This is a genomic window from Hydrogenispora ethanolica (genome assembly GCF_004340685.1).
Lineage (GTDB): Bacteria > Bacillota > UBA4882 > UBA8346 > UBA8346 > Hydrogenispora > Hydrogenispora ethanolica.
In genome coordinates this window covers 106763-125329 of the sequence record NZ_SLUN01000008.1, presented here as the reverse complement: position 1 = coordinate 125329, position 18567 = coordinate 106763, and the positions used below count along the sequence as shown (strand labels likewise).

The following is an 18567-nucleotide window of genomic DNA, read 5'->3' as shown; positions in this document are numbered from 1 at the left end:
ATCCTATATCTTGCCCCACAACCATCGATTCGCTTGAAAGAAGAAACGAATCCGCTTCAATTCGTACAGGTATTTAAGAAGCGCCAGTACCAAGGTCCGGTTTAAAACATATTGAACCGGAGTAACCAGCGGCGTCGCCAAACGCTCCGCCATTTGTCCGTAGACTTCTTCCTCGCTCAACGGCCCTTTTTCTTCTAAAATCAGTTCCGTCATATCGGCCAACATCGCCAGATAAGCAAGATTCTCCCTGATTTGAGCCTGGTATTGTGATGGCGTCAAAAGCGGGCCATGACCGGGCACCAGCCAGTCGTAGGAAGCTTCGGAAAGCAGCTCCAGCGTGCGCCGGGCCTTGGCGATGTCCGAGTAAAAAGGGAACTTATATTTCTCAATGAACTGCGTCAATGTAAGCACATCGCCGCCAAACAAGATATTCCGGTAAACAATGCCGATCTGTCCCGGCGAATGGCCGGGCAGGCTCCGGATGCCGAACTGGACGCCCCCCAGCTCCCAGACACCCTCGCGCAACCTTCCGGCGATCGGCACCGGTTTGGCCAGCAGGAACTTATGGGTTAACTCAGGGATGGGTTCGGCGCCGCCAAATAAAAAAAGCGGCTCCAATAGCGGCTGTTCGATTAATGCCGCTTCGAATTCGGAAGCGAAAAAGGCGAGCGGAGCCTCACTCTTTAAAAAATGAGCCGCCCCGAAATGATCGGCGTGGGCATGCGTGAAAACTACGGCCCCGATGGCGAGGCCAAGTTCCTGAAGCGATCGCTGCAATTGCCTGGCGCTATCCCGGTCTTGTCCGGGATCAATGACCAGACAGGTCCGCCCGTCCTCCAACGTAATAACGCCGGTATTGGTCCGTCCCGGATATACCCAGCATTCTTCGGCCAAAGATAGTAACTGTTCCGCCATGGTTCCTCCATTCCAAAATACAACTATCTTTCATGTGGAATCTGAACAACTTGACATTTTGATCACACCCATATGCCGGGTTACAAAAAACCCTCCCGAAGGAGGGTTAAGGCTACGCATTATTTATGGCGTTGGAAGCAGTCCCGACAATAAACCGGACGATCCTCGCGCGGTTTGAAGGGAACCTGAGTAGGCGCGCCGCAATCGGCGCAGACCACATCATACATCTCTCGCGCTCGACTTTGTTCGCCATCCCGTCCCTGCTGTTTCCGGGCTGACCGACAACTGCCGCAACGCCTTGGTTCGTTCGTAAAACCCTTGCTGGCATAGAACTCTTGTTCTCCAGCGGTAAATACGAATTCCGCCCCACAATCAACGCATTGTAAAGTCTTGTCCTGAAATGCCACCCGTATCGCCTCGCTTGCATTATCATAATCACCACGATCGCCCTCATTATACCACCGGTACGTTAAGCGTCGCAATAGTTTCTTAGGTCGCGGCGAATACTCCAATGCATTTCGCCAGTCACGGTTCACATATAAAAAAGCATAAAATATTTTTGAAACAGATATCATCCTTGCGCGGTGGCGGCTGAAACCGAGTCGTCCGCTTCACGCCATTTCACCAACTGCCGCACCGAACCTACCAACCGTTGAAAATCCGGGATATCCAATGATTGCTCTCCATCGCTCCAGGCGTGAGCCGGATCGGGATGGACCTCGATTAATAAACCGTCGGCCCCGGAGACCACCGCCGCTTTTGCCATCGGTAGCACCAGTTTTCGTTTCCCCGTCCCGTGGCTTGGATCGACCACTACCGGGAGATGGGTAAGGCTCTTCACGAGCGGTACAGCGCTTAAATCCAGAGTATTCCGGGTTGCCGTTTCAAAAGTGCGGATACCCCGCTCACACAGGATGACTTGGTGATTTCCCTCCGCCATAATGTATTCGGCGGCCATCAGCCACTCTTCAATGGTTGCCGCGAGACCCCGTTTCAATAATACCGGTTTGGAGCACCGGCCTACCGCCCGCAGTAATCCAAAATTCTGCATATTGCGCGCGCCGATCTGGATGATATCGGTATACTCCTCCACCAAATCCAATTCAGTCAGGTTCATCAGCTCGGTGATGACCGGCAAACCGGTCTTCTCCCGGGCTTTGGCCAATAATTTCAATCCTTCTTCTTCAAGCCCCTGGAAGCTGTATGGAGAAGTACGGGGTTTAAAAGCACCTCCCCGGAGTCCATCCCCACCGGCGGCTTTAATTCCCTCCGCCGCTTGGAGCAGTTGTTCCTCGCTTTCCACCGCGCATGGACCGGCTACAATTCCGAACGAACCGCCGCCGATTTTAAGTTTTCCTACTTCAATTGTGGTCCCTTCCGGCTTGATTTCGCGGGAAACCAACTTATACGGGCTAAGGATGGGAATTACCTTCTCCACGCCGGGGATGTTCTCGAGAAAACGGAAGTCGACGCGGCGTTTATCGCCCACCGCTCCAATGACTTTCTTCTCCACTCCTTGAATCACATGAATCTGAAATTCCAAGTCTTCCAGTCGTTTGCATAGATTTGCCCATTGCTCCTCAGTGATGGCTTGACTCGTGACGATGATCATCCGCTTTTCCTCCAAAAAAATATTAGCCCACGATCCATCCCTTCGATTGGGACGAAACGTGGGCCAAATTCCGCGGTACCACCCATTTTAGTCATACACTGACTCGCTCTCGGGTACGGAAAACTGTTCTTTCGATACCCTATCCCTGTTAACGGCGGGCTTCCGGGCCAACCTAATCGGGTCGCTTGACCGCATTCAAAATAACCTGCGGTCAAACTCCGCCTTTTCAGCGGCCAACTCCCAAGGGAACTTCCCCTGATTCAATCCTAAAAGGGTTTGCAGCCGGTGACCCTTTCTCTCTAAAGGAACTCCACAGAGTACTTTCCTTGATCATTGTCTTTCAACATATATTGTAATACATTATATGCGAACTCATCCGAAATTTCAACCAGTAAATCCAAAATTTAACGATCGGCTCTGATATTTAAGAATTTAGCGGCCATGAATCCGCTCAATGAGCTGTAAGGGATTGGTCTGAAGCGCCGCCGTCACTTCAGCATCGTCTAACCCGGCACCCCGGGCCACCGTCTGTGCCCATCCATCGGTCAACAAGTTCTCCGGGTCGTGTGTATCGGAATCGATGACAAACTTAACCCCTGCCGCTCGCCCGATCCGAACTACATGTCCGTTGCCTACATTATGACCACCCCGAGCGGTAATCTCGACGAAAACGCCGTTTTGAGCAGCCAGACGAGCCGCTTCCAAAGAAAGCAGACCGGGATGGGCCAAGATATCTACGTCTTTGCAGCCGGCAGCCGCCAGATTGGTCCCCGGTTCAACCGGCTCCACCAGGGTTTCTCCGTGAACCACGACTAACCGCGCGCCCAAACGGCGGGCCTCGGCAGCCAATTCCGGAATACTGCCGGCCGGAACATGCGTCAGTTCAACTCCGGGAATCGCTTGAATCGGCCAATATTTCTCCGCCAGTTTACAGTCCTTGGTTAACTCGGCAATTACCCGTTCCATATTACTGGGAGCGGCATGATCGGTTACTCCGATCGCCTGATAGCCGTTGACCGCGGCACGCCGGATTAATTCCATCGGCAACAATGCCCCGTCGCTTAAAAAAGTATGGGTGTGAAAATCAAAAACCATATTTATCCTCCTACCTCGGTTGAGCCATACGTTTCAAACGAATAATTCCGGCAATCATCATCAAAATTTGGAATTGGAGAAGAATGCGCCCATGAACCGTTTGAACAGTGGTTTCCGGTATGATGAACCGGCAATCTCACCGTTCAGGAAACGGACAATTCCTTCCTTTTCCGGTCCGGGGATGACGAAGTCGGATTTGATCCGGACCAGATCCGGCGCTCCTTCCATGGCTACGCCCAATCCGGCGTGTTGCAACATATCAAGATCGTTAAATCCATCCCCGAAAGCCAGAATTTGTTTCAAGCGGATTGCAAGTTGCGGGGCGAGCCATTGTAAAGCTTGTCCTTTGGATGCTGCCGGATCGAATATCTCCAGAGACCAGTCATAGGTTTCCTGATCCGGAGGCCATAGAATCATATTCGGCTTAGGCTTGATCGTTTGATGAATTTGCATCGCCAAGCGTTTTATGGACTGTTCCGGTCCGGTGAAAAAATGTTTGACCACCGGCCTGGTTGGAGCGGCACCGAGAAAACATGGTTCGCCGCTGCGCTCATGCAACCACTTTCCGCCCTGAGTATTGACGTTGCCGGCATAATACGCGCCACCCTCATCCAGACAAAACTGATCGATATCATCGCCGTCCAAAATTTCCCGGAGCTGTTCGTCGATACCATGACGCAAATAAATTTGGCGAATGACCCGTTCGGTTTGAGGATCGAAAACGATGGCTCCGGCCTGCAAAATTACCGGAACGGTTACCCCGAGCTCCCGGGCTATGGAACGGGTTTGCTTCCAGCTTCTCCCGGTAGCGATTGTGAAGAGAATCCCTTGTTCCTGCAAGCGATGTATCGTAGTTTTCACATTCGGAGATACTCGATCGGAACCGTATGCGACCAGAGTTCCATCGAGATCACTGATGATGAGTCGGTAATTGTCGAATTGCATTGAAACTCCTTTCCATCTTACTCTAGCATAGTTTCCAAGCCGCGTCAAATTACTGAATCAAGTGAAATGCCCCGGTTCCCATTCCCCATCAGAAATGCAATGGCAATGACAGATGAAGCTGGGATTACACTTTTGACATCAAAAAAGTCAACCAGTCGGTTGACTCGAAACTTTTAAAAGCCATGTGATAAAGTCTTTCGAAACGGAAATCAGCTTGCGAAAAGATTTAAAACGACTTTATCACTTGCTTTTCTGAGCTTTTGTGTTCACCCCTGACCTTCGGGCAGGGTTTATCACAACGCTTTTAACTGAGACTGACTACGGTGGCCTTCTCATCCACGTAATTCGGTGCTTCTACCAGAATTACATCCACTCCAATCTTTTTAATCCGTTCCCAGGGAATTACGAAATCGTCGCTTTTGCCAAACAACCACAGAAACTTCCCGGGTCCGGGCACCACAATCGCCAGTATTCTACCGGATACGGCGTCGATCTCGAGATCGCTGGCCAGTCCCAGACGTTTGCCGTCTAAAACATTAACTACCTCGCGCTCCCGTAATTCCGAGGTCTTCGTCAACAACCAAACCGCCCCTTTCATCATTATTCATATGCAAAAGGCAACGGTTTTGGAACTACCCTGTTCTAAATTACTTCACCATGAAACGAGGAAATGCTCCAATTGACATTTTTACTTGACCACAGCTCCGCTTGAGAACACCTCGTAAAGTGTATAAAATCCGATTCCCACGAATAGCAATGCCGCCCCTATCTTCAAGAAATGCTGGGGAACATAACGAGTAACCAGGCCGCCAAACAGAACACCGATCATTGTTACCAACGCCAAAGCAAAACTGGCGCCCAGAAAAACCGAGAGCGGATTTCGAGATTCGGTAACCAGTGAAAAAACGGCCAGTTGTGTCTTATCGCCCATTTCCGCTATGAATAAGGTGGAGAAGGTTAAAAAAAACACCTGCCAATCAATGCTCATTTGGTTTGACCCCCCGGTATCGATGTTGTGGTAACGGTTCATCGGTTCGATCGTAATTTTCCATCTTCCATAGTATAACAATAAAGCTGGCCAAAAATTCCGGCAAACAAAAAAGGGACTTACGAAAGTCCCTGAATTGTTTTGCTTATTGATTTGGGGTGAGCGATGGGGTTCGAACCCACGACCTCCAGGGCCACAACCTGGCACTCTAACCAGCTGAGCTACGCCCACCATCCGTGCAGATGATATAATACCACAGTTTTGATATGGTGTCAACCATGCACGCGCAAATCTTTCATTGGAAAATCCAGGGGCTTCAATATGTAATTTTTAATATAGGGCTTGTTGGAAGCGGTGTGGTAAATCCTGGCCAAAGGCCAGGGTGAACACAAAAGCTCAGAGAAGCAAGCGATAAAGTCGTTTTAAAACTCTTTGCAGGACGATATTCTGATTCAAAAGACTTTATCACATGGCTTTTCGTTCGCCCTGGAAACGACCGATATCCTATTTATATTTCTGTTCACCATCAATTACGCTGATTTTTTCGGAAATTTCAGCCTATCATTTTAGCGGCTGCCCTCACCCCAATTAGCCTGGGGGCTAATTTCGTTTACCGTATTCTGAATACCCAGCGGACGCTATTTCCCTAAAAGAGAAGACCGGGCTCATTTCGCGCCGGTCTTCTCTTTCACTATATTCCCTCATTAACGGGATTGACTCCGCTTGAAAATACGAACTCCATTCGGAGGCATTTCCGGATAATTCAACCCGGATAAACTACAGCCGATGGCATATATCGGTTCCCAACCTCGGTTCCACTCGGCTGGTACTTCCAAGCAGCGACAATCGTTGTTCATGTTAAAACACGCCAAGATCTGTTCATTCTTGCCACTCCGGACAAAACCGAAGATCCCGTCTCCAAGGTGAAGATCATGATAGCCACCGGTCTGCAATGACGGGTGCTGGTTGCGAATGGTGGTTAATCTCTTGGTCGCTTCCAGCAGCGTCTGATCCTGACGTTCGGGCGTCCACAGCATGGTCTTGCGGCAGTCTGGATCGGCTTCGCCGGTCAGGCCCACTTCATCCCCATAGTAGATTGCGGGAACACCAGGGTACGTGAACTGAAAAGCTAGAGCTGCCAGCATTTTTCGCCGATCTTCACCGCAAAGGGTCAGAAAACGGGGCGTATCATGGCTGCCCAACAGATTGTAGGCGCTAATCACATACTCCCACGGTAAATTGTTCCGGTTATTCATCAGATCCAGCCGGAACTGATCGGCCGAAATCTGCGACTGCGCAAAATACTTGATAACCGCTTCCCGCCAGCGATAATTCATCACTGCGTCACAGCTATCGCCCCTCAACCAACCGAAAGGATCATCCCAAATTTCTCCGACAATATAGGCTTGCGGATTCAACGATTTCACTAACCGCCGGAAGATCCGCCAAAAATCCATCTTGACTTCATTGGGAACATCCAGTCTCCAACCATCAATTCCCAGGCTGGTCCAGAAGGCAACGACCTTTAAAAGGTAACGCACCACTTCCGGGTTGTCATGATTTAATTTAGGAAGCGATCCAAACCCCCACCAACATTCATAGTTTGGTTTGGGATCCTGGGTGATCGGGAAATGGTTGCAATGGTACCAATCCTTAAAACGCGACTCCTCACCCCGGCTCATGATATCCTGAAAAGCCCAAAAACTGTCCCCGGTATGATTGAAAACCCCGTCGATGATAATGCGGATTCCCGCTTGATGCAGTTTAAAGATCAATTCTTTAAAGACCTGAATATCTCCGAACTCCGGTGCGATCTTTAGATAATCGCGGGTATCGTACTTATGATTGGAAGGAGCGTCAAAGATTGGATTCAAATAAAGAGCGGTTACGCCCAGATCCTTAAGATATGGAATCTGCGCAATAATTCCTTTTAGATCCCCGCCAAAGAAATTAGTCCGGGAAGGCTGCTCATCCCAGGAAACGCTTCCCGCCGGATCGTTGTGATGATCTCCGTTGCAAAAGCGATCCGGGAAAATTTGATAGAACACCGCCCCTGCTGCCCAGCTTGGAGGGAGCATCGGAACAGAATCATGAAACTCTTCTTGCATCCGGTATTCCGGTTGACCCACCAAAGATCACCTCCTAACGTAATGCAAGATGAAAGAATGGCCGAATGCTCTCGGACGAGGTAACCCGTCTGATTCTTTCATCTTGTGAACACGGAATGTCGCTATATATGTTGCAATAAGTTTTTGTACCTTCAAAATCATTGCAACCTATTTCCTTGATTCAGAAGTTGAAATAAATACCGTGATTTGTCCTTTTCTAGCCTCTTTCACGGATGGAAAAGCTTATTCAAAAATTTATTTCAACTTATATCTATGTTCAAAGAAAAAATTGCGACATGTATTCTGTCAACAAGACTACTTTACGGGATATTGCGTAACTCTTCAACCGGTAAATTCCGGGGGGAATGGAATAAACGCAGCCGCTCCATTTTCATCGCGATGAGGGCAAGTTTGGAGCTCTGCCAGTGGTTCCAATCAAGGAGCGGCTTGTTAAAAAATGGCGGACTAGAAGGAAATATCCATACATTGGAGGGACAAGCGAGGGATAAAAAGCATCGGTTATGATAAAAAATAACCTTTTCACGCCGAATTGTTTTCCATTAAAGCCATGTGATAAAGTCTTCTAATTCGGAAATCATCCTTTCAATGGACTAAAAAACGACTTTATCACTTGCTTTTCTGAGCTTTTGTGTTCACCCTGGCCTTCGGACAGGGCTTATCACAACGCTTTTAATGAGGGGGAATTGGCATGAAAAGGTTATATGTTCGTAGCGTTAACGTGTCCTACGAATGGACTATTTTTCGGGAATCCAGATATTGAACCGCGCTCAATGCGGCAATTTGTCCTTGACCCACTGCCCGGCTGATCTGCCATGGTTTTCCCGTGCAGTCCCCCGCAGCGAACACACCGGGTAGATTGGTGGCTTGGTTGGAGTCGACGAGGATCATGCCAGATTCGGTCCGTAAATCGTTGAGCAATTGATCGACCGGGCGGTTTGCTCTTTCAATAAAAACTCCGTCCAACGGATAGTCATCCTGAGTCGTCTTTAAGGCCTCAACCCGTTCCGAACCCAGGATAGCCAAAGGTTTTCCGGAAATTATCGTGATCTTTGGCTCCAATTCCCGGGTCATTTTATATTGGGGCAAATAATAAACCTTGCCACAGATCTCAGCTAAAAAAGCCGCTTCGTGTTCCGCCTCCGGAATATACCCAATCAACGCCACCGTCTTTCCTTTAAAAAACATGCCGTCACACGTCGCACAATAACTGACTCCCTGCCCGGTGAGGCGGATTTCGCCATCTATCTCCGCGCCCAATGAGATGCCGACCGCCAAAATAACGGTACGGGCCTCAAGAGAGTTTTCGCGACCGAACAGGTGATAACTCTGCTCTTCATAATATATGCTTTGGATTTCATCTTTTAAAAAGATGGTATCCAGTTTCTCAGCATGCTCCCGCATACGAAGCGCCAAATCGCTCCCGCTAACCTGGGATATCCCCAAGTAATTGTCGATCTGGTGGGATTGAGTCAGCTTAGAACTATGCGGTTCCTTGGAGATCAGAACCGTCTCTTTATTCCGGCGGCGGGCGTTTACGGCAGCAGCCAGTCCCGCCGGTCCTCCTCCGACAATCGCAATATCGTACATGTTAGCCCCCGTTCCTGAATTGAGTAGTATTTGGTTTTAATTATCGCATGTTTTGCCGCGGTAGACAAGACGGTCGTTCCGTCAATGCCTCGACAAGAGAATTTCAACGTATCGACTAATTTACTTTTTTAAAATTTATGGTACCATAGAAACTGATTCTCAAATTACCCCATTCAATGAACCTTACTTACCATGCCGAATTTACAAAGGAGCAATGACAGTGCTTTATCTTATTTTTAAAACTTTTTTCCTTTATTTATTAAAAATCCTATCCCGGATGGAAGTCATCGGCGCCGAAAATATCCCGACCAGCGGTCCGGTTATCCTGGTTTCGAACCATATCAGCAACTGGGATCCGTTGGTTGTCGGCAGCGCTTCCCCTCGCCAGGTCAGGTTTATCGCCAAGGAAGAACTATTCAAGATTCCCGTGATTAAACAGTTGCTCAAAGCCTGGGGCGCCATGCCGGTCAAAAGGGGCCGCGGCGACCGCGAAGTGATCGCGAAATCGTTAGAGGTTTTGCGTGAGCAGAATGTACTCGGGATCTTCATCGAAGGGAAACGGAATAAAGGCAACCGGGAACAGATGCTCAAACCCCAGCCCGGCGCGGCGATGTTGGCTCTCAAAAGCAACGCCCCGGTCGTTCCGATGCTGGTCACCAACACTCATCACATTTACCGGCTGGGCAAGGTCCGCGTATATATCGGGAAAGCGTTGCAATTTCACCCTGAACCCGAGCGGGACAAAAAAGAATTGTATGCCGAAACTAGCCAGCGGATTGTCGGGGCTATCGAAAGTCTTCGCCAACAATCAAGGGCTTGAGTCCTCAAGCCCTTGAACCTTTACTACTTATCGATGTCAGACTCCTTACAGTCTAAAATTGAAACTGGGACGGTGCTTAAAACTCAGGCTCAATCAATCCATAATTTCCGTCTTTGCGGCGATAGACCACGTTAACTTCTTCGGTATCACTATTGGAAAAGACATAAAAATCATGACCGAGCAGGTCCATTTGCATAACCGCCTCTTCGACCGACATCGGTTTAATCGCAAATCGTTTGGTCCGTTTAATAACGGGCGCCGGTGCTTCTTCCTGCGTGGAGACAGGAGCCAGAACCACTTGATTCTCCTCGCCACGTAGCCGGCGGTTAATCCGAGTCTTAAACTTGTGAACTTGCCGTTCGATCTTTTCCACCGCGCCGTCGATGGATCCATACATATCGGCCGTTTTTTCCTCACCACGAAGCAAGAGTCCGTCAATTTGAACGGTAATATCGACAATATGCTTACCTCGTTCGGTACTCATAGTTACCTGAGCTCCAATCGGGCTTTTCTCAAAGAATTTGCTGACTTTCGCAACTTTTTTCTCAGCATAATCACGCAGTGCTTCGGTAATTTCCACATTCTTTCCCTTCACGCTGACTAACATGAAAATTCCTCCTCGCTCCGATTGTTTGATCTTTATTTCGGTAAAAATCAGAAATTAGTTGAGTGGTTTCACTATCTTTCAACCATAATCGTCCAGCATGGAAGGTTAAGAAATCCGAAAATCCTTCTGCCATATGGTTTGAAATGAGAAATCCACCCTTAGTAATATATAACGTATTCTTGTCCGAAATCATTCAATTTAACGCGAAAAATTTCTTGAAAAAAAATACCTGTGCTGGATTCCGAATTTGCTTGAATTTCGAAATTCGTTTTAGCACAAGTATTTTTAAACCCATCGTTCAAAGAGGTCTCGTACCGAACGGTTCACGATGCTCATACCGGTAGAACCGTCTCCCGTCATTCAAACGACTATTTGCTCTTTGGAGCAAAGGTTTCACAACAGGTTTCCATGGATGTCCGGGCCTCTGACCGGCCCTCCAAGCTGCCGATTTCCATATTATCGGTTGAGCCGAAGTTGTTCTTCACCTTGATTTGGTCCGCCTGACATACGCTGCCGTCATCATTGTACTTACAGCTACTAACATTGCATTTTATCCGGTTCATCTTTCCACCTCCGCCTTTATTATCCGCTCATTCAGCCGCGGATATACATCGTTTTTATCGAAGCGTCTCCGCGCAGCTGCAGGCGTTCGACAAACCTTCATTCACCCAACTTTCCTTTCTTGCTATGCCATGCCCCACTCCTCCATCAGCGTAATTAACTTAGCGGCATATTGTGAATCCGTGGCATACCCGGCTGCGGCGATGGCTTTGGCAAATTCTTGAGCATTTTTGGTCTTAAAAGCCTGGGCATATCGTTTGTTTTCCAAGAGGAATTGGCTGTGGCCTTTGATGGAATCAGCAAAGGAAGTGTAGGCTTTAAACTGCGAAAGCATTTGTTCCCATTCGCCGGTGGTCGGATTCTCTTCCCAACTATAATCCTGAACGGTGCCGGCCGGGCCGGTGCCCTTAATGCCAAATAAATTATAACTGTACCGTCCGGTTGCCCGGTCGACCGGAACCGATTTACCATAGTTGGATTCCAAAATCGCCTGAGCCACGGTCACTCCGGCCGGAACTGCCGTTTCTGCCTCATCGATCAGCGCATAATAAAAAACGGCGTTTACAAAATCTGCTCTGGTAGAGCTGGCGGTGATCGGAAGATTGACTCCGTTTGACCCGGCGGTTTGCGCCAAATCACGAACCGTGGCATGAGCGTAGACTTTCTCCTTGAGCCTAATTAAAGTGCCCGTCTCCAATTGACCGCTATTTGAGAGTCCAACCATGCTCTGGAAGAGTTTTACCGAAGCCTGGGATGCGGAACCGTAAACCCCATCGACCCCATTTTGATTGGGACCATAATTGCCAATGGGAAAGCCCAATGCCCGAAGATAGCTTTGGCTTAAAATAACCGTCGCATCGCCAGTGACACCTTTGGAAATTTCCTTCAAAAGAGCATCCACGGCCGGATCACTCGGTTCCTCGACCGGCTGAATGGCCAATAGTTTTTTAAAAAAGGCAATCATCCAATTCCATAATTCCTTGAGAAAAGTTAACCAAGTGGGATCTTGAGCCATGTTCACCATCACTCCTTATTCGTTCTCCTGCAACAATATATTCTTTAGGCATTATCCCGGTCACGCCCGGAATCTCGAAGCTCTGCCTTCGTCAGCATAAATATTGTATTGGAGCCTACCCTTTTGTTAAAAATAAGCGGACGACTTGATTAACTCATGCGTTCAATATTAAAATGAAACTACTCCTGTCGCGCTTTTTAAAAAAGCCTGTCTGACAGGATTACTTCTCGACAGTTGCTTGGGGACTCCCACAACTTCTTTCCGTTATATCCACCACAATTTACTTATGTTTTATGGAGGAATACGAATGAAAATCGGAATTGTCAGTGATACTCATGGTTCGCTTACCGCTTGGCGCATGGCTTATATGCTTCTAAAAGAAGCTGACGTGATCGTTCATTGCGGCGACATCCTTTATCATGGTCCCCGCAATCCCTTACCCGACGGCTATCAACCTCGTGAATTAGCCGAAGAACTTAATGGAACAACGGTACCGCTGCTTTTTGCAAAGGGTAACTGTGATGCAGAAGTAGACCAGCTTTTACTGAATTATCCATTGGAATCGCCTTATCTTCATCTCATAACCCCGGATTTTAAAATCCTCTTCCACCATGGCCATCATTTTGCGCCCGAAGAGATCCCGGCGAAAATCGCTCGGAATTATCAGGTGGTGGTCTCCGGCCATACCCATTTACCGGGTATTCAGCGATTTGGATCGGTAATCACCCTAAATCCAGGCAGTCCATCTCTACCCAAAAACCAACCGCAGCTTCCAACGGTCGCCATGATCGACGGGCGCCAACTCAAGATTTTAGAGCTCCACCACGGTACAGTTCTTGAAAGTCTTGCCATTTGATTGGATATCGTGTCGAAAAATAAAGGTTTGACGCGAAATTGTAGCCTCACATGCAATTAACATTCTATCCCGACGGATATAAGCCTATTTTTCAATTTAAGTAATCCCCGCCAAAAGCCGATGATAAATTTATCAATGCTAGAAATATAGCATCAGTTATATCCCGGAATATGGAACAAAAGAGCAGATCATCACTCGTTCATCGTAATTGAGCCAGGGAGTCCATGTCGTAATCAGCTTCGCTCCAGCCGAAGAACCATTCGACATCCATGGAAAGGGTGAGTATTCATGTTGAAGTGTTTTAGGAAGATATTTGCGCATTGGGGCCAGAAGAAACCTTTGGGTTATGAAATATTCTTTTATCCCGGAGGTACGAAGTTCAAAAAGATTAAATAATACTTATCGCCACCGTATTTCGGTGGCTTTTTGCCGTCTTGATTCTCCATAGGGCGAAACGCCGTTCCCACACCATGCTCTCTAGTCCTGCGAATTTTCTATAAAGGTTGACTCTTGAGCGACGGTTCCAGAGTGTAAAAGAATTAAAAAAATTGAGTATCAAACTTAACTCCGCTCACCCTCTGACTTTACCCGGTTTTAGCCGTACTCCCCGACTTATCCACAGCCAAAACCATTAACCCCGTTAAACGGAATCGTTTATCCACAAAAACAGATGGCTTATTCACAAAAAGAGCTTGCCGGGCGACTGAGCAAGCCCTCCCATTCATAAAACAAGCTTGCTTATCCACAAAAAGAGCTTACCGAGCGACTGAGCGAGCTTACTTATTCACAAAACGAGCTTGCTGATTCACAAAACAAGCTTGCTGATTCACAAAACAAGCTTGCTGATTCACAAAACAAGCTTGCTGATTCACAAAACAAGCTCGCTCATCCACAAAAAGAGCTCGCTGAATGACTGAGAGAGCTCTCTTATTCACAAAACGAGCTTGCCCGACGACTGAATGAGCTCTTTCAGTCACCCAAAGCGATCCGTGATTCACAAAACATTCTCTTTCAGCTCTTCAACCCGGTCACGTATCCGCCTAACAAGGCCATGACTTATCCTTCAATCCCTTCGTGACTGAGCGGAGCTAACTTGATAATCGTCGTAAAAAATAGAACGTTACGCGCTCCGACCCTTTCCGAAGTAGCGTCCCGCAACGACTCCAGAGTCTCAAAAATTGCTCGAAGCCTTACGAACGAGCTCGATAAATTCAAAAGGACGCGTATCACACCGCGTCCTTTTTTATGTCATGCCTCATTTCGTTCCCACAGCACAGGAAGTGGACCGCCACCATGGAGAAGTCGTGAAGGTAAAATCAATGCTTTTAGCCCCGCGCCAATACCCGCGGATGAATAGTCTGTAAAAACCTGCGAGTCTCGTCCCACATTTCCAAGGTTTTAAGTTGCCGGATATTGAAAAACCGAACCTGTCGTCCCTCGGGACTCTCCACTGCAGTATGCAGATATTCCATCAAGAATAACCTCGTATCGATCCGCACCGTCTGCTGCTGTCGGTTCCATAGGTATTCAATGCTGCCCATGTCGTCCAAGACTTTTGCGGCTACGCCGGCTTCCTCCATGACCTCCCGAACCGCGGCGGCGACCGCTGACTCGCCCGTCTCGATGTGCCCCGCCGGAACGATCCATCGGCTCTTACAAGAATTACTGGTCACCAATAAATACTCGGGACCACCCGTCTGATACCGTACGACAATGCCGCCAGCCCGATATTCCACCGCTTCCGAATGCATCCTCCCCACCTCTTCCCAATGCAATCATTCGTTGATGTCGAAAGCAAAAAAGTCTGCTATATATGTTGCAATAAGTTTTTGTACCTTCAAAATCATTGCAACATATTTCCTTGCTTGATTTTAATTTCAACTTATATAGCTCAATCCTTCAAGCCGATAGGTTGTCTCCCGCCTCACAAAAAAACGCATTCCTCTACGGAACACGTCATTATCTCCTCAAAAATAGGTTCATGATTCCAACGGCTTCAATACTGGATACCGAGGAGTAATATCAAAATGACCGGGCTTGCGGATTTGAATTGAATCAAAGCGAGACATATCAAGCTTCTCCGATTAAAACATAATCTTCTGGCGACGCGCCCAAATATTGACCAGAATTCCGATAGCCACCAGATTGGAGATCATCGAACTGCCGCCGGAACTGATAAATGGCAAAGGAATCCCAGTGATTGGCATAATGCCGATGTTCATTCCGATGTTCTCCAAGATGTGAAATAAAAACATCGAAACCAAGCCGACCGCAATAATCGTGCCGGCGCGATCCCTGGCCTGGTAGCCGATGCGGATCCCGCGCCAGATTAGCGAGAAGAATAAAAACAACACGCCGAAACCGCCGATAAAGCCAAGCTCCTCACAGAGAACGGCAAAGATGAAGTCGGTATGGTTCTCCGGCAAATAACCGAGCCGTCCCTGGGTTCCCCGGAACAAGCCTTTTCCAAAGAACTGGCCGGAGCCGACGGCAATCATCGCCTGCCGGACATTCCAGCCGCTGCCCTGCGGATCCCGTTCCGGATCGATGAAACTGGTCAGCCGGGCGACTTGATACTCTTTGATTGGCAACGGCGTATTGAAAAAATAATGCGAGGCAAAGAGCAACGCGATCCCGAGCACCCCGATCCCGATTAATAGCGACAGCTTCCAGCCGGGCGCACCCGCGGTATACATCATTGTAAACATGAAAAAGATAAAGACCAGGGCAGTCCCCAAGTCCGGCTGAAGCAAGATCAGTAATAATGGTACGCCGACGAAACAGAAGGGCCCAATAAAGCTGGAAAAAGTGGCTAGGCTTTCTTTATCGGCCAAATACTTCCCGAAAGTGATAATCATAATCACTTTCGCAAACTCCGAAGGCTGGACCCCAAACAACCAGCTTTGGGCGCCATTCCGGGTGCTGCCGAGCGGAGTGAGCACCAACAGTAACATGAGGATATTGAGCGCGTAAAGAAACTGCAGCATCCGGTCGGAGATCCGGTAGTCAAAGAAGAGTATCCCCACCATCAATAAGACACCGACAACGACGGCGACCGCCTGCTTTTTTACAAATGAGAACGGATCGCCGTGGGTCAAGGCTTCCTTGGCATGGGTAGCGCTGAAAACCATCAGCAATCCGATGAAGATCAATGCCACAACGACCGCTAGCAAAGTGAAATCGATATTTTTTAAAAGCCGACGATCCAACGGCTGCTCCTCCTGTTCCTCAGTCCATTATATCCCGATCTCCGCTCCGAAGTCTACCAGAAAAAAGTCCCTACCAATAATACGCCGGGACTCATATCCACAATACACATCCGCTCCTTCAGAATCTTCAAATAGGCTTAGCTTATCATGAAGGAGCCTCCTATCATATTTCCAACAAACCTGCCGTTTTGGTCGCAATAGAATAAAACGGCTCTCATGAGCCGTTTACTGTCTGCGGATCCGCTTCACGGGAATATTCGCGACCAGCGAGGCCGAACGTTCGGAGGAAGCCAAGTTGACCTCCATCGTCTGCTCATCGATGTCCATGTATTTTGAAATGACATCAATCAGATCTTCTTTCAACGACTCCATCAAGCCGGGCGAGACACTGGCGCGATCATGGACCAATACCAGTCGGAGCCGTTCCACGGCCCGGTCTTTGCTGGAATCTTCCTTAAAAAGCTTGTTGATAAAATCCATTGAAAAAACCCCCGCTCTGTTTTTGCGGTCATTTCTTGATTAACCGCAGCAGCTTGTCGAAGAGCCCCAGATCATAATCCAGGGACATGAAGGGAACATTCTCCCCTTCCAGCCGGGCAACAATATTCCGGAACGCTTCACCGGCCCGTGAGGAACGGTCGGTTACCGCCGGTTCGCCGCGATTAGTGGAAACGATGATGCTCTGATCGTCCGGCACCACTCCCAAAAGATCAATGGCCAGGATATCATTGACATCCGAGATGTCCATCATATCGCCTTTGCGGACCATATCCGGGCGCACCCGGTTGACAACCAACTGGGGTACAGCGAACTCATTGGCTTGCAACAAACCGATAATCCGGTCGGCATCGCGCACCGCTGATACATCGGGCGTGGTCACAATCACGGCTTGGTCGGCGCCGGCGATGGCATTGCGAAACCCTTGCTCGATTCCGGCCGGGCAATCGATCAAGATATTGTCAAACTCTTGGCGCAACTCGTCACAAAGCTCTTTCATCTGTTCCGGCTTAACCGCGTCTTTCTCCTTGGTCTGTGCCGCCGGCAACAGATACAGGTTCTCATACCGTTTATCCTTGATCAAAGCTTGCTTAATCTTGCATTGCTTCTCGACGACATGGACCAGGTCGTACACGATCCGGTTTTCGAGACCCATCACCACGTCCAGATTCCGCAAGCCGATGTCGGCATCGATTAATACGGTTTTGCGGCCCCGGAGCGATAGGCCGGTTCCAATATTGGCACAAGTGGTGGTTTTTCCAACCCCGCCTTTTCCTGAAGTAATTACGATAACTCTACCCGACATCCATAGACCTCCTCGTCCAATCATCCGAGCGTCCGGCTGCGCCCTTCCTCATCCTTTAGAAGCCATGTGATAAAGTCCTCAAATTCGGAAATCACTCTTTCAAAGGATTAAAAATCGACTTTATCACTTGCTTCTCTGAGCTTTTGTGTTCACCCTGGCCTTCGGAACAGGGTTTATCACAACGCTTTTAGCACGGTTTAAACTAACGCCGGTTCCACCATGATCAACCCATCCTTGATCTTTGCAACTTCAGGACCATGATATCCCGAATCTTTACGTTTCTTTGCTTCGGGAGCCCTGGTGATCACTTCGGCGATCCGGATCTGCACCGGGTTGAAATAAAATGCGTAGATTTTGGCATTTTGATTGCCCGTTGCCCCGGCGTGAGCGGTTCCCCGCAATTTTCCCAATACCACGATATCGCCGCTGGCAGCGACCTCCGCTCCTGGATTGACATCCCCCATAATGACCAGATTGCCTTCGAATTCCACCCGCTGGCCGGAACGGATCGTCCTTTTCACCGTAATCGTGCCGATAAACTCATCGTTCTCTTTGACACTGCGCTTATTATTCACGGTCGCTACCAAAACCGTTTCATCCACGATCCGAAAGAAGATTAAACCAAACTCTTGCAACAACTCTTTTAAGGCTTCCTGATCGGCCTCGGACAGCTGCCGCTTGCCGATCTTGACGGAAATTTTTACGCCTCTGAAAAACTCCTTGGACTGTTCCAAACGGGCTTTTAACTCAGTTAGATAGTGATCGAAAGGACCCTGTTCGGGAATGATCAAGGTCAAACCGCTCTTATATCCTTTAAATACCACGCTTTCGACTCGCTTGGCCATGGCCCCGGTACGTGCGATCATTGGAAACTCCTAACCCGTGAATCAAGACTTCAAATTTTTATACTCTACCAATGCTATAC

The 18567-nt window shown here is 48.5% G+C and carries 19 protein-coding genes, 1 tRNA gene and 1 other annotated feature; of the genes, 2 read left to right on the top strand and 18 right to left on the bottom strand.

Features of this window, described 5'->3' with window-relative positions; all coding sequences use genetic code 11:
* Nucleotides 1-3: 3 nt before the first annotated feature.
* The 10 genes from EDC14_RS08915 to EDC14_RS08870 form a co-directional block, all read right to left on the bottom strand.
* Nucleotides 4-915 carry an MBL fold metallo-hydrolase gene (locus tag EDC14_RS08915; protein WP_132013938.1) on the bottom strand — a complete coding sequence of 304 codons (912 nt, stop codon included), beginning with the start codon at nt 913-915 and terminating at the stop codon, nt 4-6.
* Between the two features lie 119 nt (nt 916-1034).
* The gene (locus EDC14_RS08910) at nt 1035-1322 is read right to left on the bottom strand and encodes a zinc-ribbon domain containing protein (protein ID WP_132013937.1); all 288 of its coding nucleotides are present in this window, start codon (nt 1320-1322) and stop codon (nt 1035-1037) included.
* 164 nt (nt 1323-1486) lie between these two features.
* Nucleotides 1487-2527: a 3-deoxy-7-phosphoheptulonate synthase gene (gene aroF / locus EDC14_RS08905; RefSeq protein WP_132013936.1), complete on the bottom strand. Its 1041-nt coding sequence runs from the start codon at nt 2525-2527 to the stop codon at nt 1487-1489.
* 44 nt (nt 2528-2571) lie between these two features.
* Nucleotides 2572-2870 (bottom strand) — a binding site (T-box leader).
* 89 nt (nt 2871-2959) lie between these two features.
* The gene (locus EDC14_RS08900) at nt 2960-3622 is read right to left on the bottom strand and encodes a histidinol phosphate phosphatase domain-containing protein (protein WP_132013935.1); all 663 of its coding nucleotides are present in this window, start codon (nt 3620-3622) and stop codon (nt 2960-2962) included.
* A gap of 60 nt (nt 3623-3682) precedes the next feature.
* The gene (locus EDC14_RS08895; protein ID WP_132013934.1) at nt 3683-4567 is read right to left on the bottom strand and encodes an HAD family hydrolase; all 885 of its coding nucleotides are present in this window, start codon (nt 4565-4567) and stop codon (nt 3683-3685) included.
* Between the two features lie 304 nt (nt 4568-4871).
* Nucleotides 4872-5144, bottom strand: coding sequence for a YlmC/YmxH family sporulation protein (locus EDC14_RS08890; protein ID WP_243662865.1), 273 nt, complete (start codon nt 5142-5144; stop codon nt 4872-4874).
* Nucleotides 5145-5255: 111 nt separating this feature from the next.
* On the bottom strand, nt 5256-5555 hold the full coding sequence (locus EDC14_RS08885; protein ID WP_165907901.1) for a TMEM165/GDT1 family protein: 300 nt from the start codon (nt 5553-5555) through the stop codon (nt 5256-5258).
* A gap of 154 nt (nt 5556-5709) precedes the next feature.
* A tRNA-His gene (locus EDC14_RS08880) sits at nt 5710-5786 on the bottom strand.
* A gap of 473 nt (nt 5787-6259) precedes the next feature.
* The gene (locus tag EDC14_RS08875) at nt 6260-7684 is read right to left on the bottom strand and encodes a glycoside hydrolase family 13 protein (protein ID WP_132013931.1); all 1425 of its coding nucleotides are present in this window, start codon (nt 7682-7684) and stop codon (nt 6260-6262) included.
* A gap of 723 nt (nt 7685-8407) precedes the next feature.
* Complete coding sequence (locus tag EDC14_RS08870; RefSeq protein ID WP_132013930.1) at nt 8408-9271, bottom strand: NAD(P)/FAD-dependent oxidoreductase; 864 nt, start codon at nt 9269-9271, stop codon at nt 8408-8410.
* 220 nt (nt 9272-9491) lie between these two features.
* Here EDC14_RS08870 and EDC14_RS08865 point away from each other — a divergent pair, with 220 nt between their 5' ends.
* Nucleotides 9492-10091: a lysophospholipid acyltransferase family protein gene (locus tag EDC14_RS08865; RefSeq protein ID WP_165907900.1), complete on the top strand. Its 600-nt coding sequence runs from the start codon at nt 9492-9494 to the stop codon at nt 10089-10091.
* A 76-nt stretch (nt 10092-10167) separates the two neighbouring features.
* On the opposite strand, the gene hpf is transcribed toward EDC14_RS08865, so the two are convergent.
* From hpf to EDC14_RS08850, 3 genes are all read right to left on the bottom strand, one after another.
* Nucleotides 10168-10698, bottom strand: coding sequence for a ribosome hibernation-promoting factor, HPF/YfiA family (hpf, locus tag EDC14_RS08860; RefSeq protein ID WP_132013928.1), 531 nt, complete (start codon nt 10696-10698; stop codon nt 10168-10170).
* A 368-nt stretch (nt 10699-11066) separates the two neighbouring features.
* Nucleotides 11067-11261 carry a DUF1540 domain-containing protein gene (locus EDC14_RS27750; RefSeq protein ID WP_132013927.1) on the bottom strand — a complete coding sequence of 65 codons (195 nt, stop codon included), beginning with the start codon at nt 11259-11261 and terminating at the stop codon, nt 11067-11069.
* Between the two features lie 122 nt (nt 11262-11383).
* The gene (locus EDC14_RS08850) at nt 11384-12274 is read right to left on the bottom strand and encodes a glucosaminidase domain-containing protein (protein WP_165907899.1); all 891 of its coding nucleotides are present in this window, start codon (nt 12272-12274) and stop codon (nt 11384-11386) included.
* Nucleotides 12275-12581: 307 nt separating this feature from the next.
* On the opposite strand from EDC14_RS08850, the gene yfcE reads away from it, so the two are divergent.
* On the top strand, nt 12582-13130 hold the full coding sequence (gene yfcE, locus EDC14_RS08845) for a phosphodiesterase (RefSeq protein ID WP_132013925.1): 549 nt from the start codon (nt 12582-12584) through the stop codon (nt 13128-13130).
* A 1325-nt stretch (nt 13131-14455) separates the two neighbouring features.
* On the opposite strand, the gene EDC14_RS08840 is transcribed toward yfcE, so the two are convergent.
* The 5 genes from EDC14_RS08840 to minC form a co-directional block, all read right to left on the bottom strand.
* Nucleotides 14456-14881 (bottom strand): NUDIX domain-containing protein, encoded by a 426-nt coding sequence (locus tag EDC14_RS08840; RefSeq protein WP_132013924.1) that lies wholly within the window; start codon nt 14879-14881, stop codon nt 14456-14458.
* A 333-nt stretch (nt 14882-15214) separates the two neighbouring features.
* A complete protein-coding gene (gene rodA / locus EDC14_RS08835; protein ID WP_132013923.1) occupies nt 15215-16339 on the bottom strand; it encodes a rod shape-determining protein RodA in 1125 nt (374 codons plus the stop codon).
* Between the two features lie 225 nt (nt 16340-16564).
* Nucleotides 16565-16819 carry a cell division topological specificity factor MinE gene (minE, locus tag EDC14_RS08830; protein ID WP_132013922.1) on the bottom strand — a complete coding sequence of 85 codons (255 nt, stop codon included), beginning with the start codon at nt 16817-16819 and terminating at the stop codon, nt 16565-16567.
* 28 nt (nt 16820-16847) lie between these two features.
* Nucleotides 16848-17642 carry a septum site-determining protein MinD gene (gene minD, locus EDC14_RS08825; protein ID WP_132013921.1) on the bottom strand — a complete coding sequence of 265 codons (795 nt, stop codon included), beginning with the start codon at nt 17640-17642 and terminating at the stop codon, nt 16848-16850.
* Nucleotides 17643-17839: 197 nt separating this feature from the next.
* Nucleotides 17840-18508, bottom strand: coding sequence for a septum site-determining protein MinC (gene minC / locus EDC14_RS08820; protein ID WP_132013920.1), 669 nt, complete (start codon nt 18506-18508; stop codon nt 17840-17842).
* Nucleotides 18509-18567 lie beyond the last annotated feature (59 nt).

Bases quoted from the DNA above. Each gene is read 5' to 3' on its own strand.
- EDC14_RS08915 (WP_132013938.1), bottom strand. From the start codon at position 915: ATGGCGGAACAGTTACTATCTTTGGCCGAAGAATGCTGGGTATATCCG.
- aroF (WP_132013936.1), bottom strand. From the start codon at position 2,527: ATGATCATCGTCACGAGTCAAGCCATCACTGAGGAGCAATGGGCAAAT.
- EDC14_RS08900 (WP_132013935.1), bottom strand. From the start codon at position 3,622: ATGGTTTTTGATTTTCACACCCATACTTTTTTAAGCGACGGGGCATTG.
- EDC14_RS08895 (WP_132013934.1), bottom strand. From the start codon at position 4,567: ATGCAATTCGACAATTACCGACTCATCATCAGTGATCTCGATGGAACT.
- EDC14_RS08885 (WP_165907901.1), bottom strand. From the start codon at position 5,555: ATGAGCATTGATTGGCAGGTGTTTTTTTTAACCTTCTCCACCTTATTC.
- EDC14_RS08870 (WP_132013930.1), bottom strand. From the start codon at position 9,271: ATGTACGATATTGCGATTGTCGGAGGAGGACCGGCGGGACTGGCTGCT.
- hpf (WP_132013928.1), bottom strand. From the start codon at position 10,698: ATGTTAGTCAGCGTGAAGGGAAAGAATGTGGAAATTACCGAAGCACTG.
- EDC14_RS27750 (WP_132013927.1), bottom strand. From the start codon at position 11,261: ATGAACCGGATAAAATGCAATGTTAGTAGCTGTAAGTACAATGATGAC.
- EDC14_RS08850 (WP_165907899.1), bottom strand. From the start codon at position 12,274: ATGGCTCAAGATCCCACTTGGTTAACTTTTCTCAAGGAATTATGGAAT.
- yfcE (WP_132013925.1), top strand. From the start codon at position 12,582: ATGAAAATCGGAATTGTCAGTGATACTCATGGTTCGCTTACCGCTTGG.
- EDC14_RS08840 (WP_132013924.1), bottom strand. From the start codon at position 14,881: ATGCATTCGGAAGCGGTGGAATATCGGGCTGGCGGCATTGTCGTACGG.
- minE (WP_132013922.1), bottom strand. From the start codon at position 16,819: ATGGATTTTATCAACAAGCTTTTTAAGGAAGATTCCAGCAAAGACCGG.
- minD (WP_132013921.1), bottom strand. From the start codon at position 17,642: ATGTCGGGTAGAGTTATCGTAATTACTTCAGGAAAAGGCGGGGTTGGA.
- minC (WP_132013920.1), bottom strand. From the start codon at position 18,508: ATGATCGCACGTACCGGGGCCATGGCCAAGCGAGTCGAAAGCGTGGTA.